At 37.4% G+C, this 25,517-nt stretch carries 17 protein-coding genes; 9 read left to right on the plus strand and 8 right to left on the minus strand.

Annotated features, from left to right (window positions below; translation table 11 throughout):
• The first annotated feature begins 41 nt into the window (after window positions 1-41).
• The gene (locus tag B176_RS0111180; RefSeq protein ID WP_017258899.1) at window positions 42-1,016 is read left to right on the plus strand and encodes a polyprenyl synthetase family protein; all 975 of its coding nucleotides are present in this window, start codon (window positions 42-44) and stop codon (window positions 1,014-1,016) included.
• A 131-nt stretch (window positions 1,017-1,147) separates the two neighbouring features.
• Here the strand turns inward: B176_RS0111180 and B176_RS0111185 are convergent, their stop codons facing one another.
• The 3 genes from B176_RS0111185 to B176_RS0111200 all read right to left on the minus strand — a co-directional run bounded on the left by B176_RS0111185 (window position 1,148) and on the right by B176_RS0111200 (window position 8,862).
• Window positions 1,148-2,026 (minus strand): sterol desaturase family protein, encoded by an 879-nt coding sequence (locus B176_RS0111185; protein WP_017258900.1) that lies wholly within the window; start codon window positions 2,024-2,026, stop codon window positions 1,148-1,150.
• Between the two features lie 311 nt (window positions 2,027-2,337).
• On the minus strand, window positions 2,338-5,709 hold the full coding sequence (locus B176_RS0111195) for a DEAD/DEAH box helicase (protein ID WP_017258902.1): 3,372 nt from the start codon (window positions 5,707-5,709) through the stop codon (window positions 2,338-2,340).
• Between the two features lie 1,551 nt (window positions 5,710-7,260).
• Window positions 7,261-8,862 (minus strand): peptide chain release factor 3, encoded by a 1,602-nt coding sequence (locus B176_RS0111200; RefSeq protein ID WP_017258903.1) that lies wholly within the window; start codon window positions 8,860-8,862, stop codon window positions 7,261-7,263.
• Between the two features lie 319 nt (window positions 8,863-9,181).
• Here B176_RS0111200 and B176_RS0111205 point away from each other — a divergent pair, with 319 nt between their 5' ends.
• Together B176_RS0111205 and B176_RS0111210 are read left to right on the plus strand one after the other, a co-directional pair.
• The gene (locus tag B176_RS0111205; RefSeq protein ID WP_017258904.1) at window positions 9,182-10,804 is read left to right on the plus strand and encodes an SIR2 family protein; all 1,623 of its coding nucleotides are present in this window, start codon (window positions 9,182-9,184) and stop codon (window positions 10,802-10,804) included.
• 245 nt (window positions 10,805-11,049) lie between these two features.
• Window positions 11,050-11,535 (plus strand): peptide-methionine (S)-S-oxide reductase, encoded by a 486-nt coding sequence (locus B176_RS0111210; RefSeq protein WP_017258905.1) that lies wholly within the window; start codon window positions 11,050-11,052, stop codon window positions 11,533-11,535.
• Between the two features lie 254 nt (window positions 11,536-11,789).
• Here the strand turns inward: B176_RS0111210 and B176_RS0111215 are convergent, their stop codons facing one another.
• On the minus strand, window positions 11,790-14,036 hold the full coding sequence (locus B176_RS0111215; RefSeq protein WP_017258906.1) for an inorganic phosphate transporter: 2,247 nt from the start codon (window positions 14,034-14,036) through the stop codon (window positions 11,790-11,792).
• A gap of 442 nt (window positions 14,037-14,478) precedes the next feature.
• Here B176_RS0111215 and B176_RS0111220 point away from each other — a divergent pair, with 442 nt between their 5' ends.
• From B176_RS0111220 to B176_RS0111240, 5 genes are all read left to right on the plus strand, one after another.
• Window positions 14,479-15,039 carry a Crp/Fnr family transcriptional regulator gene (locus tag B176_RS0111220; RefSeq protein ID WP_017258907.1) on the plus strand — a complete coding sequence of 187 codons (561 nt, stop codon included), beginning with the start codon at window positions 14,479-14,481 and terminating at the stop codon, window positions 15,037-15,039.
• 87 nt (window positions 15,040-15,126) lie between these two features.
• Window positions 15,127-16,503, plus strand: coding sequence for a TolC family protein (locus B176_RS0111225; protein WP_154647954.1), 1,377 nt, complete (start codon window positions 15,127-15,129; stop codon window positions 16,501-16,503).
• A 13-nt stretch (window positions 16,504-16,516) separates the two neighbouring features.
• The gene (locus B176_RS0111230; RefSeq protein WP_026063285.1) at window positions 16,517-17,479 is read left to right on the plus strand and encodes an HlyD family secretion protein; all 963 of its coding nucleotides are present in this window, start codon (window positions 16,517-16,519) and stop codon (window positions 17,477-17,479) included.
• 4 nt (window positions 17,480-17,483) lie between these two features.
• Window positions 17,484-18,674 (plus strand): ABC transporter permease, encoded by a 1,191-nt coding sequence (locus tag B176_RS0111235; protein ID WP_017258910.1) that lies wholly within the window; start codon window positions 17,484-17,486, stop codon window positions 18,672-18,674.
• Between the two features lie 4 nt (window positions 18,675-18,678).
• On the plus strand, window positions 18,679-19,656 hold the full coding sequence (locus tag B176_RS0111240; protein ID WP_017258911.1) for an alpha/beta hydrolase: 978 nt from the start codon (window positions 18,679-18,681) through the stop codon (window positions 19,654-19,656).
• Window positions 19,657-19,791: 135 nt separating this feature from the next.
• On the opposite strand, the gene B176_RS0111245 is transcribed toward B176_RS0111240, so the two are convergent.
• On the minus strand, window positions 19,792-20,334 hold the full coding sequence (locus B176_RS0111245) for a lipocalin/fatty acid-binding family protein (RefSeq protein WP_154647955.1): 543 nt from the start codon (window positions 20,332-20,334) through the stop codon (window positions 19,792-19,794).
• 10 nt (window positions 20,335-20,344) lie between these two features.
• Window positions 20,345-20,764 (minus strand): hypothetical protein, encoded by a 420-nt coding sequence (locus tag B176_RS0111250; protein ID WP_154647956.1) that lies wholly within the window; start codon window positions 20,762-20,764, stop codon window positions 20,345-20,347.
• 420 nt (window positions 20,765-21,184) lie between these two features.
• On the opposite strand from B176_RS0111250, the gene B176_RS0111255 reads away from it, so the two are divergent.
• Entirely contained in the window at window positions 21,185-23,089 is a 1,905-nt protein-coding gene (locus tag B176_RS0111255) for an amidophosphoribosyltransferase (RefSeq protein WP_017258914.1), read from the plus strand.
• Window positions 23,090-23,343: 254 nt separating this feature from the next.
• Here B176_RS0111255 and B176_RS0111260 read toward each other — a convergent pair whose 3' ends face one another.
• The gene (locus tag B176_RS0111260) at window positions 23,344-23,733 is read right to left on the minus strand and encodes a hypothetical protein (RefSeq protein WP_017258915.1); all 390 of its coding nucleotides are present in this window, start codon (window positions 23,731-23,733) and stop codon (window positions 23,344-23,346) included.
• Window positions 23,733-25,139, minus strand: a complete 1,407-nt coding sequence (gene rlmD, locus B176_RS0111265; protein ID WP_017258916.1) for a 23S rRNA (uracil(1939)-C(5))-methyltransferase RlmD — start codon at window positions 25,137-25,139, stop codon at window positions 23,733-23,735. The genes B176_RS0111260 and rlmD overlap by 1 nt, the downstream gene beginning before the upstream one ends.
• Window positions 25,140-25,517 lie beyond the last annotated feature (378 nt).

Raw genomic sequence — 25,517 nt, forward strand, 5'->3', positions numbered from 1 at the left:
AAACACTATTTTCGCACCAATACGCACACATCAAAATCGTAATGCATAGCATCAAAGAATTACAACAAATTATAGACACAGCAGTTAAGGAAATACATTATCCAACAACGCCAAACGAATTATACGAACCTATTGCCTATTTAATGGCTTTAGGTGGAAAACGGTTAAGGCCTGCTTTGGTTTTGATGGCTACTGATTTATTCGGGGGAGATATTGAAGATGCAAAGGCTCCGGCTTTGGCCATTGAAATGTTCCACAATTTCACCTTGATGCATGACGATATTATGGACAATGCACCGATTCGTCGCGGACAGCCAACTGTTCACGAAAAGTGGAGCAATTCTGTTGCTATTCTATCGGGCGATGTGATGTTTGTAAAAGCTTATCGGCTGATGATTCAGGTTAAACCTGAGATTTTGACTGCCGTTTTAGAAGTTTTCAATAAAACAGCAATAGAAGTTTGCGAAGGTCAGCAGATTGATATGAACTTTGAATTACGCAAAGAAGTATCGATTGAAGAATACTTGGAAATGATCCGCTTAAAAACTGCGGTTTTATTGGGTGGTGCGTTAAAAATCGGTGCTTTAATTGGCGATGCTTCTGCACAAAATGCCAACTTACTTTACCAGTTTGGCGAAAACTTAGGTTTGGCCTTTCAGCTCCAGGATGATATTTTGGACGTTTATGGAGATCCAGAAAAGTTTGGAAAACAGGTGGGTGGCGATATCATGTCAAACAAAAAAACCTTTTTACTGATTAAAGCTTTAGAACTGGCCCAAGGCGATGACCTGATAAATTTAACCGCTTGGATCAATAAAAAAGATTTTGTTCCAGAAGAAAAAGTGGAAGCGGTTAAAACGTTGTACAACCGTTTAAATATCCGAACCTTGTCTGAAGAAGTGATGCAACAATACGCAAAACTAGCTTTAGATGCATTTGAGAAAATTGATACTCCTATAGAAAATAAAAAAACACTTTTGAGCTTTGCGGAGATGTTAGTTGAGCGGGAAAATTAATTTTGAATAAATGAAGGATAGAATGAGTGAATGCTCGGGCTATTTTGAATGAGAGAAGAAGGGAATGGCTTTGTAATTTTGTAGGAGCGAATGATTGAGCGCCTCACAATTTTGAACGGAGAATGAAAACGCTATTTATTTTCTTTTGATTCCCAAGGATGAATTAGTTGGTCTTTCAATTTTTTCGGGAAATCTTCGTCGCCTTCAAACCCGAGCTCAATATCTCTTCCGTTCTCGGGCATATAAACGGTTCTGAAGATATAATCCCACAGGCTCAAACTTATTCCATAATTAACGCCATAAGTGCCTGCCGGTAATTTCTTCACGTGATGCCAGATGTGCATCTTAGGGTTGTTTAAAACATATTTAAACGGGCCATATGAAAGATTTAGGTTAGAATGGTTCAAATGTCCAATAGCCGTAGCGAAAATATGGACGATAAAAAAATCTTTAAGACCAAAACCAATCATCGCTAAAGGAATATATTGCGCTGTTTTATAGAAAATCGATTCCATCCAATGAAAGCGTAAATGTGCAGCAAATCCCATTTCCTTTACAGAGTGATGGACTTTATGAAATTCCCACATCCAAGAATATCTGTGCAACATTCTGTGGACATTCCAATGGATAAAATCAGCGACGACAAAAAGAACAAATAGCTGTACCCACTTTGGAAGCTCGTGAACTTGTATAGCCACCATGTTCTTTATTCCAAATAATCCTAAAAAATCAGTAAAAGCCTCAACAGCAATGTTTGAGATGGCGTTATAGGCAATTAACGAGAATAGGAAAAAATTAAAAAACATGTAAAAACCGTCCATCCAAAAATCCTGACGGAAAACTGATTGGTTTTTACGCCAAGGGATAATGATTTCTAAAAGCCAAATCCCCAGAGAAAGCATGATCAACCAGTAAAAATAGTTATGCCAGCTCGGGTTTAAAATCTCTCCAGTTAGGTAGTTCCAATAACCAGAATATGACCCTAAAAATATCTCAACGTATTTATACATGGTTATTAGCAAATAACAAACTAAGTTTTGGTTTTAGCTTTCGGATTCACAGCACAAGTATTATTTACCTAAACAATTGAGGTTAAATATTGATTGATACAAAAAGAAACCAGCTAACAAAAGTAGCACATATTGTTGATTTGCAATAGCTCCAAATCCAAGAGTGACAGCCATCAGAAATTTGATGGTTCGCATAAAATTCCAACTATGAAGATGTTTGTGGTAAGTATTTAGGATGTTTTGCATTTGAACAACCTACGCAAATTAAGACTGGCAGCAGTCATTTTATCGTTAAATTCAACTGTGCTTTTTCAGCCAATAATCTTCAACAGCTCTTCTTTCGAAAACGCACTAACAAATTCGTTATCAGAAGGAATCACATTCTGGAAAAGTTCCCTCTTTCTTTGTTGCAATTCTAGCATTTTTTCTTCTACGGTATTGTTGCAGATTAAGCGAATGGCAACTACTTTTTTGGTTTGCCCGATACGATGCACCCGATCTATCGCCTGATTCTCAACCGCCGGATTCCACCAAGGGTCAATCAAATAAACATAATCTGCTTCCGTTAAATTTAGGCCAACACCACCTGCTTTTAAGCTTACCAAAAACACTTTAATGCTTTCATCAGTTTGAAACCCCTCCACTACCGATTTTCTGTTTTGCGTTTGCCCGGTTAAATAGCTGAAAGCAATATTTTCCTGCATTAGTTGAGCTTTGACCAAATCCAACATCCCAACAAATTGGGAGAAAACTAAAATTTTGTGATTCGGCGAGTGCTCTTTAATTTGTGAAATCAACATATCGATTTTCACGGACTGATCTCCCGGTAAACGGTCGCCTTTCAACAGTTTTGGAGAATTGCAAATCTGCCTTAATCGAGTTAAACCTTTTAAAACATTCATGCTGTCTCTTCGCAATTCTTCATTGGTTATTGCCGAAATATATTCGCGGAACTCTTTTTCATAAGCTTCGTAAATTCGTCGCTGTTCGGTTTCCATTTCGCAATAAATTACCATTTCCGTCTTTTCCGGAAGTTGCAAATCCACTTCGCTTTTGGTACGTCTTAATATAAACGGCTTTACTTTTTGGTGCAATGCCGAAGCCTTTTTACCGTCTTTAAACATATCAATCGGCATGGCGTAGATATCTTTAAAGTAACGTTTACTGCCTAATAAACCCGGACAAGCAAAAGAAAGCTGACCGTATAAATCGTAAGTATTATTTTCTATCGGTGTTCCGGTGATGGCTACTTTATTTCTGGATTGTAGCAATCTCGCCGCTTTATACCTTTGCGATTCGGGATTTTTAATCGCCTGTGATTCATCTAAAAAGATATAGTTGAATAGATAGTTTTTTAGAAAATTGACATCGGACAAAAGCGTTCCATACGTAGTAATCACCACCTGATAGTCACCAAAATTATCAATGCTTTTTTGTCTTTGATCTCCGTAAAGCGTAAGGACTTTCAAATTGGGCGCAAAATTTTCAAACTCGGCCTGCCAGTTAAAAATAAGCGATGTTGGCAACACGAGCAAGTTGGTGTTTTGCTTTGATTTTTGTTGTTGCAACAGGATAAACGCGATAATCTGGACGGTTTTACCCAAACCCATGTCATCCGCTAAAATCCCACCAAAATTAAATTCATCCAAAAAATTGAGCCAGTTTAAACCTTGTTTTTGGTAATCACGCAGTTCAGTTTGCAATCCTTTTGGCACTTCCACTTTGCCTATTCGATCAAAATCTACAAACTGCTTTTTGTAATATTTAAGTTCTTCGCTGGCTTTCTCATCCAGCATCTCCGCATCAAACAATTCATCAACAGTAGTAAAATTAATCTTTGGGATTTGTAACGTTTCCTCATCAATCACCTCGCCAACATTAAAATAGTCAGCAAACTTACTTATCCACTCCTCAGGTAAAATCCCCAAAGTTCCATCATCTAGTTTCACGTATTTGTGTTTATTTCTGATGGCTTTGTGCAGATGCTTTAAACTTGCTTTCTTTACGCCAAAGCCAGCTTTTATGTTGACATTAAACCAGTTTAAACCACTGATAATTTTAATGGTTATTTTAGCTTTATTTAAGTTTAAAGCATTGTTTTCCAATTCATTAAATCCTAAAATTGTAATATCACGATTTTGCCATTCTTCAAACGTATTTAAAAACCATTCTTCATTTAAAAAATGCTTTTTGTGTAAGTAAAAATAATGCAGGCCATTTTCCAACTGCTCGGCAAAATAAGCGTGTTGCTTGGTGAGCAAAGCGATAAAGTCAACTTCTTTTTCATCGTCCCGAGTCACCAAAAACTCTTTGTTTCCTTTACCTAAACCATAGACCTGTTTTCTGCTCCGCACCTGCACTTCCGCTTCTCCATAGCGCATCACGGGGATAACCATTACGTGTTCACCAAAATCAGACAGGTAAATAATCTTCTCTGTTGGCGCTAAAAACCCGTTGCTTTTGAGCTGCGCTTGCGACGCTATTTTTAGGTATTTATAATGGATATCAACTTGGTCTTCTATATTCTCCAAAAACGTCCTTTTAAAATTGAGGTACTTAGATTGATGAATCTGCATCCCGGCTGGATGCTGTTTTAACCAAGAGATAACCGCCAATTTTTGTGGATGTTCCACCAAGTAAAAATCGTTTCCACGTGTAATAAAACTATCGTAGCGTAGGTGAATATCACTTAATTCGTATTGCTTTCCGCCGATTGAAACACTAGCATTGATGTGATAGAAATCGCCGTTTTGTAAAACCTCCATCTTAATTTCAAAGTTGGCTTTACGCAAATTTATCATGGTTAAAATACTTGCACTTATTTGGTCAGCTTTACCATTCTGATGTTGAAAAACACAATAATTGTTTGGGTTTTCAACAATTGCTCTTAAGGCTTTCAATTCGGTTGCGGTGATTTGTTGCTCAACCGGATTTGCAAACTTCTGTAAAGCCGAAAAAAACTTAATCTCTTCAGGTCGGTCGGTGTTCCAGATAAAATCTAAAGGATTTAGGGGAACGAGTGGATTTTTGACACTTCCATCCTTGGTCAAATTGGCTTCGTAAAAATCGATACATAAGTGACGGTAATATTTATGCTGTTTTAAAACGATGATTTTTGTTTTATCAAAGTTTTGGATTTGGGGAGAAAAAGGAGAGACGACTTCCGCAAGTTTTGTTTTCAAAGCTTTTAAAGCAAATGAATTTAGCGGAACAATTTGTGGATTTTTCGCTTTAACGGAATAGCTATTGTCTTCAAAAATCAGCTCAAAATAAATGGATAAATCTTCTTCGTTTTCCAATCCGTAAGCTGAAGCTTCTGCTTTAAAAATTTGGTTGCGCTGTTTTTTATAAAAGAAAACTCGGTACTCTGGTTTATTGCAGATGGTTAAAATTGCCTTTGCTTGGTAATCACACAAAAACTGATCGGAATGATTAAAACCGCAATCACAGCTTAATAACAATTGCTTCTCACCTTTTACCAAGGTTACAATCGGACTTGCTTTTTTACCATCCCCTATCTCGAACGAAGCTTGATTTATTTGGATATTTAAGGGATGAACTTTTAAATTGGAGGCTATTATTTCAGATTTTAAATACTTTAAAACCTGTTGCTCAGAGAAATCCTCAAAACTAAAATCTTCGAATACGAAACGGTGGGTTTGAGGATGGGATTCTTTGGGCATTAATTGTTTTTTTCTTTCGGGGCAATTTAGTAAAATCTTCCTTTGTTACCGCGTCATGGCGAAGCGAAGCGCCGGAATGCGTAAGGGTGCTGTGGCAATCCCCGCGTTTTTTTATGCACTAACTTATGTCCAAGCATGGTCTTTCGCAGAAGACCCCTGCGTTTGTTTTTAATTTATTCTTTTAAGAAATTTCTTATTAACTATCATAATCTCCCCGGCTCATTGCCGCCGGAAAGCTAGTGACTTTTTTTTCCGCAAAAAAAGTAACCAAAAAAACTCTCGCCTGCGCCCTTTGCTACAAAGGAAGTGCTTTTAGTTCTTCATCAATATCGCAAAGACCAAGGGCGAACTTATCGGTTATGAAAGGGTTGTGCTTTTAAGAGCTCGTTATTTTAAAATCTTCGAGTCCAAGCAGGGTTTCTCTTTTCGAGAACCCTGCGTTTGCTTTTACTGCGTCATTGCGAAGCAAAGCTGTCGGCTGTGTATGGGCGCTGTGGCAATCCCCGCGTTTTTTTTGCACTAACTTTTGTCTTTTTTTAATTAAAGTAGAATTTTGTTTTGAAATCTCCCCGGCTCATTGCCGCCGGAAAGGCTAGTAACTTTTTTTTCCGCAAAAAAGTAACCAAAAAAACTCTCGCCTGCGCCCTTTGCTACAAAGGAAGTGCTTTTAGTTCTTCATCAATATCGCAAAGACCAAGGGCGAACTTATCGGTTATGAAAGGGTTGTGCTTTTAAGAGCTCGTTATTTTAAAATCTTCGAGTCCAAGCAGGGTTTCTCTTTTCGAGAACCCTGCGTTTGCTTTTACTGCGTCATTGCGAAGCAAAGCTGTCGGCTGTGTATGGGCGCTGTGGCAATCCCCGCGTTTTTTTTGCACTAACTTTTGTCTTTTTTTAATTAAAGTAGAATTTTGTTTTGAAATCTCCCCGGCTCATTGCCGCCGGAAAGGCTAGTAACTTTTTTTTCCGCAAAAAAGTAACCAAAAAAACTCTCGCCTGCGCCCTTTGCTACAAAGGAAGTGCTTTTAGTTCTTCATCAATACCGCAAAGACCAAGGGCGAACTTATCGGTTATGAATGGTAGTGCTTTTATTCTAAACTATTTTTCAAAATTATTCTTGTATTGGATTAGCAGAGCCACTATGAAATCCGGCATCTGAATATTTGGATTGGAGCCGAATAAATCTTTTGTAGTTCCTTTGTTAAACCACAGGCGTCAGCAATCCGCAGAAATGGTGTAGAAAATTTGTTAAACCACTGCCGTTCCCACGACTTGGATTGCGCTCAAAGATTTATTGAGGTGGAATGAACAAAGATTCTGAAGCCTTGATTTTATTCAATTAATTTATTGTTTTTATAGGCTTTCATGTGTTCGCTCCGCTCGGGTTTTGGTTCTTTTTTCATCAAGGAAAAAAGAACTTGAGCTTGTCCCGCTCAAGAGGGACGGAAAGCATGTGTGGAAGCCTAAACGCAGTATATCCACCCAGCGAAACAAACAAACAAACAAACAAACAAACAAACAAACAAACAAACAAACAAACAAACAAACCAAATCTTACTTCTTATCCATCAAACTCCATTCAGAAGTATCATGGAAACTAACTTCAGGATACTGCTTGGTAGCATACTCAATATCCCAAGCAGAACCTGCTAAAAACACCGGTTTACTTTCTTTATCGTAAGCTATTTTTGAACTATGTCTTAAAATAAATTTCTTCAATTCCTCTTCAGAAGTCGCGGAAACCCATTTTGCCTTCGTGATGTTCATGTGGCGGAAAGTACAGGCAGCGCCATATTCGTTCAATAATCTGAACTGAATAACCTCAAACTGCAACTCTCCGACTGTACCAACAATCTTGCGGTTTCCCGGATTTTGGATAAACAGCTGCGCAACACCTTCATCACTCAACTGGTGAATTCCTTTTTCCAGTTGTTTGGTTTTAAAAGGATCATTATTTTCTAATTCTCTGAAAATTTCTGGCGAAAAACTCGGAATACCCACAAACTGCAAGCTTTCTCCCTCTGTTAAAGTATCGCCAATTTTAAAGTTTCCAGAATCATATAAACCAATTACATCACCCGGGTAAGCTTCTTCAACTAAACTTTTACTGTCAGCCATAAAACTGGTTGGCGAAGCAAATTTTAGCTTTTTGTTCAATCTGTTATGATGATAAAAAGTGTTTCGTTTGAACGTTCCAGAGCAAATCCGGCAAAAAGCAATTCTATCACGATGGTTTGGGTCTAAATTGGCGTGAATTTTAAACACAAATCCGGTAAACTTAGGTTCAGAACTTTCTACTTTTCTGGTGTCTGTTTCGCGACCTTGAGGAGTTGGCGCAATTTCAATAAAGGTTTCCAACAATTCCTGAACACCAAAATTATTAATGGCACTTCCAAAAAATACCGGAGCTAAATAACCTGCTAAGTATAAACTTCTGTCAAACGGTTCTGCAACGGTTTCAATCAACTCCACATCATCTCTCAATTTAGCAGCAAGTCTATCACCCACCAATTGATCAACCTGCGGATCTGCTAAATCTGCAATGCTGATTTGGTCTTTTTCTATCGATTTTTTGTTGGCACCGAAAAGATTTAAAATTTTGTTGTTTAACTGATAAACACCTTTGAATGAATGTCCGATACCGATTGGCCAACTTAACGGGCGGGTAGAAATATTGAGTTCTTTTTCTAATTCTTCCAACAGATCGAAAGGGTCTTTACCTTCACGGTCCATTTTATTGATGAAAATAATAACCGGCGTATGGCGCATTCTACAAACCTGCATCAGTTTTTTAGTTTGTTCCTCTACCCCTTTTACGCAATCCACCACTAAAATAACCGAATCGACAGCCGTTAATGTACGGTAAGTATCTTCCGCGAAATCCTTGTGACCCGGCGTATCCAAAATATTGATTTTGGCATTTTTATATTCGAAACCCATTACAGAAGTCGCCACGGAAATTCCACGTTGCTTTTCAATCTCCATAAAATCGGAGGTTGCCGTTTTTTCGTCTTTATTTCGCTTAACCGTTCCCGCTTTTTGGATAGCACCACCAAACAAAAGCAACTTCTCTGTTAAAGTAGTTTTTCCTGCATCGGGGTGACTAATAATTCCAAAAGTACGTCTCTTGGCTATTTCTGTTTGTAATGTTGTCATAATTTGAAGAGCCGTTTTTGTTTCTTGCTTAATGAAATGTAACGGTTTTTAATTTTAAACGGTTTGTTTAAAATTTGCGCAAATATAAGAGAAAAAATTGGAGGGATGAGATTTGGATTTCTGGGGCAGTTACTAATTTATTCTAAAGTATTTTTTCGGAAACTAAAAGAAAAACGAGCGTTTCATAACGTAAAAATTAAATATATTGCAAAATAATTGATTTAGAATCTCCTTAAATTTGAATTACTTTCAAAAGATTTTGCTGATATGATTTTCTAAGTTAAGTTTTCTCTAACCTTTATTAATAATTAAAATTCTAATGACAGAAATTGTAAAGTCTACAAAACAAGAATTCAAGAGAAAACTTAGAGATATTTTAGTTGATTCACAACGACCTCCATTTTTATTTGTTGGATCAGGTATATCAATTAGATATTATTCAATCCCAACATGGATGGACTTACTGGAGGCATTTGTTGAAGATAACCGGGAATGTTTTGATTATAAGTTTGGTTATTATTCATCAAAGTGTTCTAATGACCCGCTACGAATTGCGTCGAAGTTAGCAGAAGAGTTTCATGAATATTGGTGGAAATCAGAAAAATACAATCTTAGTCGCGAAAAGCATCAGCAAATTGCTGGACAAGATACTGAAATAGCTTTTAAAATTGAGCTATCAAATTTTGTCGAAAGGTCGATAAAACATAGTGAAGAATTGCTAAGTGAAATTGATATTCTCTCGTCAGCGGTTATCAGTGGTATTTTGACAACAAATTGGGATGATTTCATGCAAAACACCTTTACGGATTTTCAAGTTGAAATCGGGCAAAAGGAAGCTATTTTTGCTGACCAAAGAGCAATTGGCGAACTTTATAAAATCCACGGATGTACATCAAAGCCAGAATCGCTTGTTGTAACAACTGCAGATTACCATAAGTTTATTGCAAGCAATCACTATCTCAACGCAAAGCTTTTGACCCTCTTTGCAGAATACCCAATTATGTTTGTAGGTTATTCCCTCTCGGACCATAATATAGAGTTGATTATAAAAAATTTGATTTCGTGTTTGGATAAGGATTTATTTCATGTTGAGAAACTAAAAAACAGATTGTTCTTTGTTGAATGGCAAACAAAACCATGTGAACCATCATTAGAACACTCTACCTATACAATGGCTTCAATCACAATTCCTTTAATAAAAATTAAGGTTCATGATTATATAGATGTTTGGGAAGTTTTATCCCAGCTACCTAGAACACTTTCCGTAAAGACACTACGTCAATTACAAAGCATGGTTTTCGATTTTGTAACAACTTCAAAACCTATGGGAAAAGTTTTTGTCAACGGAATTGACGAATTAGATAAAATCGAGAATTTAGAAGTTGTTGTTGGGTTTGGTAATATTTCGAAACTCGAAGATAAGGGAATTATTGGTTTAAAAACTGGTGATTTGATGGAAGATATTCTATTCGACCAAATTTCTTCACACAATTATTCGGAAATTGTTGAAAAATTATTACCATCGGTAGTGCATCAAAACACCTTCGTACCGTTTTTTAAATATCAGCGTGGATATAAGAACTTAAATAAAGACAATTCTTTAAAACAACATGCTGGTACAAATTTCACATTATCTAGGTCCGCCTCGATATCGATGGATGATTATCGAGTAGATTCGATGAAAACAAAAACTATGAAGCTAGTGAGAAAATATAATACTTTATCCGATCTTATTGATGACTGCTCTGAAATACACGCGATACAACGTATACCGTATTTGAGTCAAGAAAAAATCGATACAAATGTCTTACTAACTTTTTTGAAAAAAAACTGGGAGGAGCTCGGAAAAAAAGAGCACCCATATTCAACACATATTAGAAAGTGCATTTGCATACTTGATTTTTTAACTTATGCTTATCAAGAAGATAAAAATAACAACTAAAAATATTTCTCAAACTGGTTTAAGTGTTCGCTTTGTCAGCGACCTCTTAAATCCAAATATTTAGTAGAGGACTGTGTCAGGTATAAAAAATAGACTTTTCAAATCATCGATAGAACAATATTATCAGTCTAGAAATTTGCTTTGGAAAACCGGACATAGTCCTCTCCATCCTAAAAGCATTTCAGCGACCCTGAAGAAGGAACATTGAAATGAGCATCATGAAATTAAAAATCAATTAAACAACAATGCTCAAAAAAATCGGTTTTGGTGGCGGTTGTCATTGGTGTACAGAAGCCTATTTTCAATCTTTAAAAGGCGTAGAAAGAGTAGAACAAGGTTGGATAAATTCTATCCCTCCAAATAATGCTTTTTCGGAAGCTGTAATTGTACACTTCGACACAGAAATTATTCCGCTCAAAGTTTTAATCGGCATCCATTTACACACCCACGCATCCACAAAAAACCATAGCTTTCGGGAGAAATATCGTTCTGCAGTTTATGTTTTCGATGGAGAAATTGAAGAAGCGCAAAAACTCAGCGAAACTTATCAAACAGATTTTAACGAACCCATTATTACGAAATCCCTTGTGTTCGGTCAGTTTAAATTAAATTCAGAAGAACACTTAAATTATTACAACAAACACAAAGAAGGTGTGTTTTGCGAGCGGTATATCTCGCCAAAACTAAAGCTCATCGAAAAAGAATACAGCGCATACTTGAAACAAGGTTGAGCAAATAGATATTTAAGTCCAAGCAGGGTTTCTCCAATGTCGTTAAGTTAAGGGAAAATTCGTCACGTTGAGGTAACGAAACGTCTCATTTGCAAGGTCTGCACATAGCGTTTGCTACCTATTTGTGAGATGTTTCACTGTCGTTCAACATGACGGTGTCGCTTAAATAACGAGATTTAGGGTTTCTGCTTTTGAGAACCCTGCGTTTGTTATTTACGGGCAAATCTTAAATCATCAAAATCAATTCTTCTCCCCTACTTATTATTCAGCTTATTAAACTCTTTAAACAGTTCCAACAAGTTCATCACAGATTTAACTAAATCATTGGTTTCCAACAATAAAGAAAAATAAAGTTTACTGTTTTTTGGGCTAGTTTCCGTGGTTCTAATTCTTTTGATCTGTTTGGTTATCAGTTCAGAAACGGTATCTAAAACCACATCCTTTTCGCTCAAAATATGGTCTATCTTATAAAAAGCTTCCGTTTTAAAACTATCCTCTAACAATTGTAATAACTGTTGCAATTGCGTATCAATTGTTTTAAGATCAGTGACCTGATTTAGCTTAAGTTGCTTGTGGTTGTTATGAACGTGAGCGTAGCTGTTTGCCGTCATAAAGTCGATAGACTGAACCATGTCTTGCAGGTAACCCAAAATAAGGATGTAAAATTTACTGGCTTCCACAGAGTTATCGTCCAAGTTTTTAACAAAGTAAAAAACATTGCTCTTTAATTCATCTATCTCTTTCTCTAGCTTTTTCTGGTCTTTTTTGTTCTTTTTTAACTTGGCTAAATCATGCTGACTTAGATTATCGATAAGATCTGTATATAAAGCACTAATTTTAAAGAACACTTTTGCAATTTGAGCAGAACTTTCTTTGATCATCTCGTTTACCGTTCCTACGTCTTCCCTACGCAAACTCTTGATTTCTGTTTCAACTTGGACTTTTTGTTTGTGCTTTCTAGCACTTTTATAAAGCATAATCCCAAGCATTGATAGCAAACCAACAAAAGCGAAAACCTCTCCAATTTTCAAGATATAAGCAACAACAAGCGCCATAATAAAAGCGATGATTGCCGTTACAAACCAACCGCCTATTACTTTAAAAACGCCCGCAATTCTATAAACTGCACTTTCTCTGTCCCAAGCTCTATCTGCAAATGAAGTTCCCATGGCAACCATAAACGTAACATAGGTTGTAGAAAGAGGCAATTTCATCGACGTACCAATAGAAATCAAGATACTGGCAACCATCAGGTTTACCGAAGCTCTCACCATATCAAAAGCAGGCTCATCGTCTGACTTTTTAATTGGCTTTTTCACACTTTCAAACCTTCTATCAATTTTAATCTGTAAGCGCTTTGGCAAAAAGTAATTCATTCCACCGCCAATGTAAACCGCTAAACGGACAATAGCTCTAGAGACGGTAGTTGGCGTAAATTTTTCAACACCATCTCCTTGCCGAGACAGGTTTACGCCCGTTTCAATTACGCTTCTCGCTTTTTTAGAGGTCCAAAGTGTAATCACCATAATTACACCGGCCGCTAATAAAAAATAAAATGGGGCAACGATATTATCATTTGCCAACCCACCCATCATAAAATCATCACCAGAAACGCCACTGCCCGCAAAAATCTCATACGAATTAAACGCAGCAATAGGTACTCCAATAAAGTTTACCAAATCGTTCCCTGCAAAGGCAAGTGCCAAAGCAAAAGTTCCTATCAGGATGATAACCCGCAAAATATTAACCTTGAAAAAGCTAATCAGCGCCTGAGAAAGCAAAACAAAGACTACAAAGTTTACCCCCAGAATCAAGAACTGATGTTTATCAATCCATTCAAATTGAGCTTTTGATATAAAGGAAACACCTTTTAAACCTTTAATTAAAATAAAGAAAGTGATGGCTGTAATGGCAATACCACCGAAAACAGCGCCAAAATATTTGAGTTTCTTTTCATAATGAAAAGTAAAAATCAATCTGGATATATACTGAACAAAACTACCGATAGAGAAAGATAAAATTACGGAGAGCAAAATACTATAGACAATTGCCGAGGCTTTCGCCGTATTTATATATGCGCCAAGATTGTTAAAAGTATCATCTGTGGTGTATATTTTATACAAAGCCAAACACACCGAAGCTCCTAACAGCTCGAAAATAATAGAAACGGTTGTTGAGGTGGGCAAGCCTAAGGAGTTGAATATATCCAACAATACAATATCCGCTACCATTACTGCCAAAAAGATGATCATCACATCGTTAAAGCTGAACATACTGGGAACAAAAATACCGCTTCGGGCAATTTCCATCATCCCACTAGAAAACATGGCACCAACCAATACGCCAACACTGGCAACAATCATGGTTAGCCTAAAAGAAATGGCTTTTGAGCCGATGGCAGAATTTAAGAAGTTTACCGCGTCATTGCTTACACCAACCATCAAATCTACGACGGCTAAAACGCCTAAGGCAATCAACATCACGATATAAATCTGCTCCATCCTTATATTGAATTTTGTTTGGTACAAACATCGGGTAAGAATTCCACTTCCATGTTAAATTAATGTTACCAAAATACATATTTCGGTTTATCAGCCTTAAAACTTAGTTAATATTAGATTCCTAACTGGCATAAAGGGGAGAATTCCGTAGACTAAACAGGGTTTCTCTTTTCGAGAACGCCGGGTTTATTGACGTTACAAACTTAAACAGCTTGTAGACACTTTTTGTTTTAGGCAGTTGCAGAGAAAAGGAGTTTTCAGGGCAACGGAGAACTCCTTTTCTCCATCTCTCAAACCTGCAACCTCCCGATGAAGCGGGAAAGAGCAGGCAGAGAAAAACCGTTAATCCTCATCTTCCTTCAATATCTTTACTTAAATTGGTACTTGCTGACTAAAGGTTCTGTAGCAGAACAGCCAATTTGAGTACTTGCAATCTAAAACAATGAATATAGCAGACTTTCTAATAACTTATGTATCATTCTCACACGATGAACTCAACGACATCCTCTCTCATTTTGAGAAAGAACAGGTTCAAAAAAACAAACTATTGGTTAAACAAGGACAGGTTTGTAGGACTCTATATTTTGTAGAAAAAGGAATAGGAAGAAGTTATTACCTCAAAGAAGACGGCAAAGAGATTACCCAATGGTTTTTTGGCGAGGATGTATTTATGGCGAGTGCCGACAGCTTTTTTAACCAAAGCCCCAGTGATTATTATGTGGAGATTTTAGAGGAATCTGTGCTGTATTGTATCTCTTATGAAAAGATGGAATTATTATTAGCTAAGTATCACCAAATGGAAAAGTTTGCTAGACTGCTAGTTACGCAAATGCTCACGAAAGTTGTCCAAAAGCTCAATGCCATTCAGTTTCAAACTGCAAAAGAGCGCTATGATTATATGACCTCCGAATTCCCAAACATTTCGCATCGGGTAGCGCTTGGTCATATTGCTTCTTATTTGGGGATGACACAAGAAACGCTTAGTCGGGTTAGAAAAGAATAACCTGCTCGCACCTACTTTTTGATATAGGTCAAAAGGAAGTCTTTATATCCTTAAGATATTTGTAATTCAGTTTTAAAATCATTTGCAATGTGTATCAAACGAATCAGTATCCTCTTCATCGCTTTAGCGTGGCTCAATCCCATGAAATCTACAGCTCAACAGCTAGATCCCGTTTTAAAAGAATTGATCAATAAAGGTTTAGACAAAAGCCGCAGTTTAAACATCAATAATTTAGATGCCGCACAGGCAAAAATAGACCAAAGTTTAGCTAAGGCAGTTTTATTGCCAAAAGTGACCCTTAACGGGAGTTTTACGAGGTTAAATGATGACATTACTTTTGATCAGGAAACGCAGAACTTATTGATTGGCACACAAAAACTGCTGATTAAAGAAGCAGTTGGAGTTCCGTTTAACTCGCCGTTTCCAACAGGCATTCCCTTAACAGAAGTGCCTAACCTCCAAAACAAAAATCTTTTAAAATCCTCTGTCGGTGTAGACTGGGTTTTGTTTAGTGGATTTGAAGTAAGCAATGCCATTAAGGCAAGCAAGTATAAAGAAGCTTCCTTGAGTTATTTAGGAATCGCCGAAAAGGATAAAATCGCTTTAAAAATTATGGAGACCTATGATCAACTGGCCTTGGCATATGCCTCTGAACAAGCGATAAATACTTCCAAAAACTACCTAACCGAGCAAGAACACTACGTCAAAAAAGCTATTGAAAACGGTTTGGCCACGCCTATTAGTCGTAAAAAAATTGAACTGGCACAGCAGCAATTGGCTTCTAAAGAGTTGGAGTTCAATCATAACAAAACTTTGCTGATAGAGCTGTTGCACCAGCTTACTGGCGAAACCAGGGAAAATCTAACCATGCTTAGGCCGCAATTGCAGTCTTTTTCAACTACCTCGCTGCCCAACACTGATAAGCGCAACGAGATTAAAGCATTAGAACAAGCAGAACAAGCATCCCTGTATAAATCTAAAATGGAAAAAAGCAACTTTATCCCCAAAGTAGCTTTAAAGGGGCATTATGAGTTCATAGAAGATGATCTATCGTTGTTAGATCCAAAATGGTTTGTAGGTGTAGGTATTAAATGGAATTTGTTTGATGGTTTTCAATCGAAGTTAAAAAGTAAAAAATCGTTGGCCGAGAGCCAGAAATATAGAGAACAGATAGAAGAAGCTGAGGAAATGATTTCATTAAGCATTGTAAAAGCACAACTGAACTACGAATCGTCCCTTCAAAACACCAAAATAGTTCAAAAGGAAATTGATTTGGCAAAGGCCACCTATGACATGGTAAACAAACAATTTAAAAATAACTTATCGTCTATCAACGATGTGCTTGATGCTTTAAGCGATTTAGAAAAAGCGAATTTTAAATTACAGGAGTCTTTCTTTGGTCAACGCCGAGCTTTGACAGACCTGCTTTATGCCAATGGCACACTTACATCTTTTTATAACTAAACACAGAAACCAAATGAACACACTCAGAAATATTTTGATTATCGGTATTGCAAGTATCAGCTTAAGCGCTTGTGGAAACCGTGAGCCGATTACCGCTTACAGGGGAAAGGTGAAGTTTGAAACCATCTCTATCAGCAGTAAGCTGGCAGGCAGAATCAGTAAAATTTACGTAGAAGAAGGTATGGAAGTGAAAAAAGGAGATACCCTTGCCTTTATTGATATACCTGAAGTAAATGCAAAGATGACCCAAGCGGATGGTGCCATTAAGGCTGCCAAAGGTCAATTGGATATGGCTTCTAATGGTGCAACCAAGGATCAACTCAATCAAATCGATGGACAACTCAACTCGGCCAAGGCACAACTGGATTTTGCAAAAGAATCTTTTAATAGGATGCAGGCCATGTATAAAGATTCGCTGATTAGCCAGCAACAATTTGACGAAGTAAAAATGAAACTGAGCATGGCAAAAGCACAGGTAGCCGCATTGGAAGCAAAGCGTACCGAATCGACCAATGGCGCAAGAGTAGAACAGCTGGCACAAGCAAAAGGTCAGCTAGACCGGGCCGTGGGCGCCAAAGAAGAAGTGGTTTCTGCTGCCAACGAAAAATACATCATCGCTCCGGCAGATATGTCTATAGAAACAATCAGCCTAAAAGAGGGGGAATTGCTTTCGCCAGGCTTTACACTGTTTAACGGTTATAAAAAAAACAGTGTTTACATCCGGTTTACAGTACCCGAATCAAAAATCTACAACTTTAAAGTTGGCAAACAGCTAACACTAATCAACCCGCACACCAAAGAAGAGTTTAGTGCTAAAATTGTAGCCATAAAGCAATTGGCGCAGTATGCAGATATTACAAGTACTGCGCCTTTATACGAGCTGTCAGAATCTATTTACGAGTTAAAGGTGGTTCCAACTTCTTCAAGTAACAACCAGTTGCTTTATGCAAACGCAACCATCTTAATTAAAGAATAAAAGCATGGAAAAGTTTATACGATTACTTAGCGTAGAATTTAAGCGGATATTTTCAAATAACGTTTTGCTCGCTATATTTTTTGGGGCGCCAATCCTATATGGAGCTTTATTTGGCTATGTTTATCAGCAAGCAAAGGTGTTAAACCTGCCTATTGTTATTGTAGACCAAGACCAAAGCCCTACCACAGATAAAATTATTGATGCTTTTGAGGATAATGAAGGCTTATTGGTGAAAAACTTAAGGTACAGCCCAGGAAATATTATGGAGGAAATGCCCTTAGAACAATATGCGGCAGTTGTTACTTTTCCAAGCAACTTTGAAGCGGATATCCTACAAAAACGTCATCCGGAAGTTCGGGTGGATTTAAACATGGCCAATATATTGAATGCAAACACGGCTAGCAATAATATTCAACAGGTATTGATGACCATGAATGCCGGAATAGAAATAGAGGGATTAAAAAAACAAGGAATGCATCCTAACCAGGCCGCGGGTGCTTATGAAAGTTTTAAAATCAATTTCAACAAACTCTATAATTCTACCGGAAACTACGTAACTTTTATGCTTCCGGGATTGCTTGCCGCCATTATGCAACAGATTATATTTTTAGCCATGGCCTTGGTTTTTGCTCGGGATTTTGAAGATGGTTATTTTTCTGATTTGGTGCAGGAAAGCAAATGGTCTTTATACCATATAGCGCTTAAATCTACCCCGTTTTTACTCATGATTCCTTTCATGTGGATGCTCGTTAGCCTTTTTATCCCTTATTTCAACATCGATGCAGCCATTTACAATTTCCCGATGTTGGTTTTGGTAGTTTTATTAAGCTTGGCATCCATGTGTATAGGTATGCTTTTTTCTATAGCTATCCCCAGTCAATTAAAAGCTACGGAACTTTTAATGGTGATTTCTACGCCAGCCTTCGTACTGAGCGGGTTCACCTGGCCAACCTTGGCAATCCCCGATGCCATCACGAGTATAGCACAATACATCCCACTTACGCAGTTTCTAAGCGGTTTCAGAAAAATTGCTTTTTATGGAGGCAATCTGTCAGCTATTAAATCAGAGATTTACATGTTAGTGTTGATCACTTTGGCGGCATTTTTGGCGATGGTAGCACTGCTCCAATTCAAGATTGCTGCTGCTCAAAAAAAACAAAAAAGTATCGGAGTAATACCCGAAACTCAAAATTAATCAGATGAAAGAAGAAATAACGATGAGTAATAGCGAGATAGATTATTTTCCCGATGTACTGGGTGATGGCTTTGAGCAGCTGACTTTATCACTACTGCCCGATTATGAAGGCGAAGCCGCTGCTACTTTAGTGCGCAAAAAATCTCAAAAATCATCAAACAAGGCTATCTTATACATCCATGGTTTTAATGATTATTTTTTTCAGGCCCAGATAGCAAACCGATTTTGTACAAAGGGCTACAATTTTTATGCACTAGATTTAAGAAAATACGGCCGCTCTCTCCTAAATCATCAAAAATTGAACAACGTTCGTTCATTATTGGAGTATGATGAAGAACTCAACAAAGCTTTGCAAATCATCCAATCAGAAAACAACAGCGAAGTAATTCTGATGGGGCATTCCACCGGCGGACTCATCATCACCAATTACGCAGGCAGACATTTAAACAGCGACCTATTTCACGGAGTAATCTGTAACAGTCCGTTTTACCAATTTAACCTTAACCTTATTGAAAGAAAATTAGGAATTCCTATACTTTCATTTCTAGGTAAATATTTTCCAAACCTGCGGATCCCAAGTGGATTTACAAATTTATATGGCTATAGTCTCCATAGCGAAAAATATGGCGAATGGAACTATTCCTTAGCTTGGAAACCGTTCGAAATCCCAAAAGTAAATCTGGGCTTTATCCACGCAATACACAACGCCCAGAAAAACATTAAAAATAATTTAATATTAGATGTACCAATGCTTGTATTGCACAGCAGTAAATCTGTTTACGAAAAAAAGTGGTCCGAGATATTAAAAGAAGGAGATGCCGTTTTAAACGTAAATGACATGCGCCATTATGCCAATAGAATTAAAGGTAAAGTTACAATTTGCGAGATAGAAAACGGCATACACGACTTATTCCTCTCCAAAGAACCAGTAAGAGAATTAACCTACAAAAAAGTATTTGAATGGTTGGACATCAATTTTTGATATAATTAACACTCCTATTACGGTCGTGTTATTTCGTAGATTTTTCTGTTATTTGCAAGAAATATACCGAGTACATTTTGGGGCAAAAAAAAACAGCCTCAAAATTATGAGACTGCTTTATAACCTTATTTTTTCCTAGTTTCTTGGCTTAACCTTCGTATCACCATCCTCTACTTTTATCTTGGTCTCATCGGTTTTAATTTTACCGTCTTCACCGTCAACTTTCATTTTCCCATCAGGGGTTTTCATCTTCATTTCCTCACCATCAACCTTCAACTTAGTCGAATCAGTTTTGATTTTTATTTTATCGCCGTCAACCTTAATTTTCATATCGTCAAGTTTGTATTTCCCTTCACCCTCTTTGATCAACAAGTTGTTTACTACCATACCGCTCTGGTACATGGTGTCCAAAGTCACGGGGTCATAATAAAACTGAACAGGAATCTGCGTTTTACTGTCAATCGCAATCCCGGTAGTTGGGTCTTTAACAATAGTCACCTTTTCGCCCGAAGCCAAATTTACGTATTCCCCCTCCCTAACCACCGGCTCAGCAACCGTTATAGTTCCATCTTCCGAGTTAAAATTGGTAGTATCGGCGTTGCTATCCGGTTTATTTCCGTTATTGCAGGCAGTTGCTAACATGGTTACAACCGCCATACCTAAAAATATCCTTTTCATAATTCCTTAATTATCTATCCTTAACTTTCTTTTCGTCACCGTCAATCTTAATCTTTTTATCGTCGGTTTTAATCTTCATCTCATCACCGTCAACTTTTACTTTAACGTCGTCACCGCTTTCCAAAAGCTTTTCCACGTCAGTCTTAAACTTACTTTCATCTAGCTTATAAACACCATCAGCAGTTTTTATAACCTTATTATTTACAACAACACCGGTTTCTCCATATATGGTGTCCTTAGTCTCCGTATTAACATAAAACTCAACTGGCTTACCGCTTACACTGTCAATCGCTTGTCCAGTTTCAGACTTAATAATATATACATTTTCACCGGTCTGTAAGTTTTTATACTTCGAGTCCTTGTTACTACATGCAGCCATAATCAACAAAGGTGAAACCAATACTGCAATCCCTGTTCTTAAATTTTTCATAGTTTTCTTATTTTGTTTTGGAACTACATTACAATAAGAAGACCATTTTTTGAAAACGTCCATCAGTATCTTTAAAACACCGATAAGTAAACATGTACGAACTTATTTATGTGCTAAAAAATATCCAATAAGCAGATTGTCAAATGCTTAACAGAAAAATAAATTTTTGGGCGTTTTAACACGCTGTCCGCTCATACGCCACAGGCCTTAAGCTTTTGGCCGGTATCCGCTTCCATCGTTAACCCGAAACCTTGGCTAAAACAAAACATTTTGTAAGCAGAATTTCTTATTACGCCCCTTCGTAATCACCTTATAATCAAACGCTCTAAAAAAAATCAAATAAATGTGAACGATATGACTGTTTATATTTCTCAAAACCTTAGAAAGTGCTAATTTTGTGAGCTTCATTAAAACTCTATAATGAGCGATCAAATCAAACACGAATGCGGAATAGCATTCATCAGATTACTAAAGCCTTTAGAATATTATCAGGAAAAATATGGAACGTCACTTTATGGCTTAAACAAGCTGTATCTGTTGATGGAAAAGCAACACAACCGCGGACAGGATGGTGCCGGCATTGCGACCATAAAACTAGATATAAAACCCGGGAACCGCTATATCAGCCGTTACCGTTCTATGGAGAAAAATGCCGTTCAGGATATTTTCTCATACGTGATGAAAAAGTTTGCCGCCGTTGAAGAGCAAGATCCTGCTTTATTAAAGGATGCACAATGGTTAAAAGAAAATGTAAGTTTTACTGGTGAGGTTTTATTAGGGCATCTGCGCTACGGAACTCACGGAAAAAACAGTGTAGAGGCTTGCCATCCGTTTTTACGCCAAAACAATTGGAAAAGTAGAAACTTGGTAATTGCCGGCAACTTTAACATGACCAACGTTGACGAGCTTTTACAACAGCTTTATGATTTAGGTCAGCATCCAAAAGAAAGAGCAGATACGGTTACTGTTCTTGAAAAAATTGGTCACTTTTTAGATGATGAAAACCAGTTTTTGTTTGACAAATTTAAACGCGAAGGTTACGATAATAACGAGATTTCTCAGCTTATAGGCAACCACATGGATGTAAACCACATCCTAAAAAAATCTGCTAAAACCTGGGACGGTGGCTATACCATTGCCGGTATTTTTGGGCATGGTGATGCTTTTGTATTGCGTGATCCAGCAGGTATCAGACCAGCTTTTTATTATCAAGATGATGAGATTTTTGTAGCAGCATCTGAACGGCCGGCTTTACAAACTGCTTTTAACATTAAAATTGGTCAGGTAAAAGAAATTAAACCTGGACATGCCATGATCATTAAAAAAGATGGCACTGTAAAAGAAGAAATTTTTAGAGAACCGGTAGAGAAAAAAGCATGTTCTTTTGAAAGAATCTATTTCTCTAGAGGAAGCGATGCCGATATTTACAAAGAGCGTAAGCAACTAGGCAACCTGTTAACAGAAACAATCTTAGAATCTGTTGATTACGATATCGAAAACACTGTTTTCTCTTACATTCCAAACACGGCAGAAGTTGCTTTTTATGGTTTGGTAGAAGGTTTACATAAACATACCGTAAAAACACAGCGTAACGCTCTGGCTAACAGTCGCGATAATTTGACCGATGCAGAACTAGATCGTATTTTAAAAGTAACACCAAGAGTTGAAAAATTAGCAATCAAGGACGTAAAAATGCGCACTTTCATTACGCAGGATGCAGACCGTAGCGATATGGTAGCTCACGTTTATGATACTACTTACGGCTTAGTTCGTAGAGACATTGATACAATTGTTGCTTTAGATGATTCCATTGTTAGAGGAACAACTTTAAAACAAAGTATTTTACGGATTTTTGACCGCCTAGGTCCTGTTAAAATCATTATTGTATCCTCTGCACCCCAAATTCGTTATCCGGATTGTTACGGAATAGATATGAGCCGTATGGGCGAATTTGTTGCATTTAATGCTGCCATATCTTTATTGAAAGAGCGTGGTATGGAAAACGTTATTACAGAGGTTTACGAAAAATGCAGAGCACAAGCGGATGTACCAAAAGAGGACGTAATTAACCACGTAAAAGCGATTTACGCTCCTTTTAGTCCAGAAGAAATTTCAGCAAAAATTGCTCAGATTATTACGCCAGAAGGGATAGGTGCAAAAATTGAAGTTATTTATCAAACGTTAGAAGGTTTACACGAAGCTTGCCCAGATCATTTGGGAGATTGGTATTTCTCTGGAAATTACCCAACCCCAGGCGGAAACAAAGTAGTTAACCGAGCTTTTATGAACTGGAAAGAAGGAAGTAACGCAAGAGCTTATATGTAGTTTCTTTAGGCAGAAGGTTTAAGGTATAAGGCTGAAAGCTTGGATATATCTTTAAATTTAAAATCCCGATTTAGTCGGGATTTTTTGGTTTAGGTGTTTCGTCATCTCGACGAAAGGAGAGATCTCCAAGTTCTTCAGCAAAGACCAGAGTTACCGTCTGTGCGTTAAAAAAGGGTTTATGTTTTCATCGCTTACAGATTCCTCCTCGTACCTCGTTCGGAATGACGGTAAATTTGCATCTCGTTTGCCTGAAATCACTTATAAGGATAGTAAACAAAATTTGCGCCTTCCGGAACTATAGTAAAAACGCACATAAAATCATCTGCGGGTTTAAAGCTTTGGATAAACATTTCTTTTTTGGAGTGCTGTATAATTCCCTTCTCAACAAACTCTTCTAAAGTGGAAGCCTGAATGCTCCAACTGGTTCCAAGTTCGCCCCTATCCAAAATCATCTCGCCCAAAGCAACCTCATGTTGGTGCGCTACAAAAATAGGATAAGCAGAAAGTCCTTCGACCATAATTTCTACGGCCACTTCACGCAAGGTTTCTTTATAAAATTCCAGATCTTTTTTTAAACTAATAAGCGGACTTTCCTCTGGTGCTTGTTGTCCGTCATCTTGACCTAATAATTCTTCTGGATTCATTATTTTCTGAGTTTTAAAAGCACTACATTTTCTACATGTTGCGTATGTGGAAACATATCAACCGGTTTAATACGTACCAAATCGTATTTTTCCTTTAAGCGGATTAAATCACGAGCCTGCGTAGCTGCATTGCAACTCACGTAAACAATCTTATCAGCCTCCATCTCCATCAAGCGCTCTACTACATCTGGGTGCATTCCTGCCCTCGGTGGATCGGTAATTACCACATCTGGTTTCCCATTCTGGTTGATAAAGTCATTGTTTAAAATGTCTTTCATATCGCCAGCGTAGAAAACCGTATTATTGATTCCGTTCACTTCCGAATTAATTTTTGCATCCACAATCGCGTCCGGAACGTACTCTACTCCTACCACTTTTTTGGCATATTTGGCAACAAAGTTGGCGATGGTTCCTGTTCCCGTATATAAATCGTAAACGAGTTCATCACCTTTTAAATCAGCAAAATCTCTGGTTATTTTATACAATTCGTAAGCTTGTAAGGAATTGGTTTGGTAAAAAGATTTGGGACCAATGCGGAACCGTAAACCTTCCATTTCTTCCTCTATATATGTTCTGCCGTTGTAAAGCAACACTTCCTGATCAGAAAAAGTATCGTTTTTCTTTTGGTTGATGATGTATAACAGCGAAGTAACCTGAAGGAATTTATTTTTAACGAATTCCATCATTAACTCAACCTGTCCTTCTTCTGGATATGCAAAAATTACGATAACCATTAACTCACCCGTTGAAGAAGTACGGATGACCAAATTACGTAAAGCACCTTCATGCGCTCTTAAATCGTAAAAAGAAATGTTATTTGCTATCGCAAATTCGGCAATGGTATTTCTTAATTCGTTTGATGGATCTGCCTGTAAATAGCAATGATCAATTTTTAGAATTTTATCAAAACGCAAGGGAACGTGAAAACCTAAAGCATTTCTATCTCTTTCATCCTCAATAATATCATCCATCGCTGTTAACCAGCGTTTGTTAGAAAAAGTGTATTCTAACTTGTTACGGTAATATTTGTCTTGTGCAGAAGGTAAAATTGCTTCTGCATGTGCAACGTCTAAACCACCTAACCGCTGTAAGGCATCTAAAACAGATTTTTGTTTGTATTTGAGCTGAGCTTGGTAATCCATGTGTTGCCACTTGCAACCTCCACAAACGCCAAAATGCTCACAAAATGGGTCAACTCTTTCTGGGGACGCTGTTATCAGATTGGCAATTCTTGCTTCAGCAAATTTTTTCTTCTTTTTATAGATTGTTGCGTCAACCACATCACCGGGGATGGCTTTTTCTATAAACACCACTAAATCTTCCGCTCGGGCTACTCCTTTTCCTTCTTCGGCTATATCATGTACGGTTAATCCGTATAAAGTTTGTGGCTCTCTTTCTCTTCTCAAAACTGTATCTTATTTAAGAGGGCAAATTTATAGTTTAAAGTTCAGAGTTTAAAGTTCTAAGTGAGTAAGTTGAAAGGTCGTAAGTTTTATGTAATAAGTTCTGAACGCCAATTTTCAGCTGGCAATTTCACTAGCCCACATTAAACTCGGCGAATTTTGAATTTAAGGGCAATAACTTTTCTTCCAGCTGAAGAGTTTGAGCTGTTTACAACAAATGAGTATTAAGCTATTTGAATAAGCGGATTAAAAAAGCCAAAAATTTGTTGGTTCTTTTTTCTACTAACTCAAATTGTTCATCAATCATTAAAGAAAATTCTTGGAGCTCCCTTCGCATAATAAACTATTTTATTTTGCAATGTAAGTATTTTTTGAACTAAA

Source organism: Pedobacter arcticus A12 (assembly GCF_000302595.1).
Taxonomy (GTDB): Bacteria; Bacteroidota; Bacteroidia; order Sphingobacteriales; family Sphingobacteriaceae; genus Pseudopedobacter; species Pseudopedobacter arcticus.

Excerpts from the sequence above, each read along its gene's own strand:
- B176_RS0111210 (WP_017258905.1), top strand. The coding sequence starts at position 11,050 with ATGCTCAAAAAAATCGGTTTTGGTGGCGGTTGTCATTGGTGTACAGAA.
- B176_RS0111235 (WP_017258910.1), top strand. The coding sequence starts at position 17,484 with ATGGAAAAGTTTATACGATTACTTAGCGTAGAATTTAAGCGGATATTT.
- B176_RS0111250 (WP_154647956.1), bottom strand. The coding sequence starts at position 20,764 with ATGAAAAATTTAAGAACAGGGATTGCAGTATTGGTTTCACCTTTGTTG.
- B176_RS0111180 (WP_017258899.1), top strand. The coding sequence starts at position 42 with ATGCATAGCATCAAAGAATTACAACAAATTATAGACACAGCAGTTAAG.
- B176_RS0111185 (WP_017258900.1), bottom strand. The coding sequence starts at position 2,026 with ATGTATAAATACGTTGAGATATTTTTAGGGTCATATTCTGGTTATTGG.
- B176_RS0111230 (WP_026063285.1), top strand. The coding sequence starts at position 16,517 with ATGAACACACTCAGAAATATTTTGATTATCGGTATTGCAAGTATCAGC.
- B176_RS0111195 (WP_017258902.1), bottom strand. The coding sequence starts at position 5,709 with ATGCCCAAAGAATCCCATCCTCAAACCCACCGTTTCGTATTCGAAGAT.
- B176_RS0111225 (WP_154647954.1), top strand. The coding sequence starts at position 15,127 with ATGTGTATCAAACGAATCAGTATCCTCTTCATCGCTTTAGCGTGGCTC.
- B176_RS0111205 (WP_017258904.1), top strand. The coding sequence starts at position 9,182 with ATGACAGAAATTGTAAAGTCTACAAAACAAGAATTCAAGAGAAAACTT.
- B176_RS0111240 (WP_017258911.1), top strand. The coding sequence starts at position 18,679 with ATGAAAGAAGAAATAACGATGAGTAATAGCGAGATAGATTATTTTCCC.
- B176_RS0111215 (WP_017258906.1), bottom strand. The coding sequence starts at position 14,036 with ATGGAGCAGATTTATATCGTGATGTTGATTGCCTTAGGCGTTTTAGCC.
- B176_RS0111220 (WP_017258907.1), top strand. The coding sequence starts at position 14,479 with ATGAATATAGCAGACTTTCTAATAACTTATGTATCATTCTCACACGAT.
- B176_RS0111260 (WP_017258915.1), bottom strand. The coding sequence starts at position 23,733 with ATGAATCCAGAAGAATTATTAGGTCAAGATGACGGACAACAAGCACCA.
- B176_RS0111255 (WP_017258914.1), top strand. The coding sequence starts at position 21,185 with ATGAGCGATCAAATCAAACACGAATGCGGAATAGCATTCATCAGATTA.
- B176_RS0111200 (WP_017258903.1), bottom strand. The coding sequence starts at position 8,862 with ATGACAACATTACAAACAGAAATAGCCAAGAGACGTACTTTTGGAATT.
- B176_RS0111245 (WP_154647955.1), bottom strand. The coding sequence starts at position 20,334 with ATGAAAAGGATATTTTTAGGTATGGCGGTTGTAACCATGTTAGCAACT.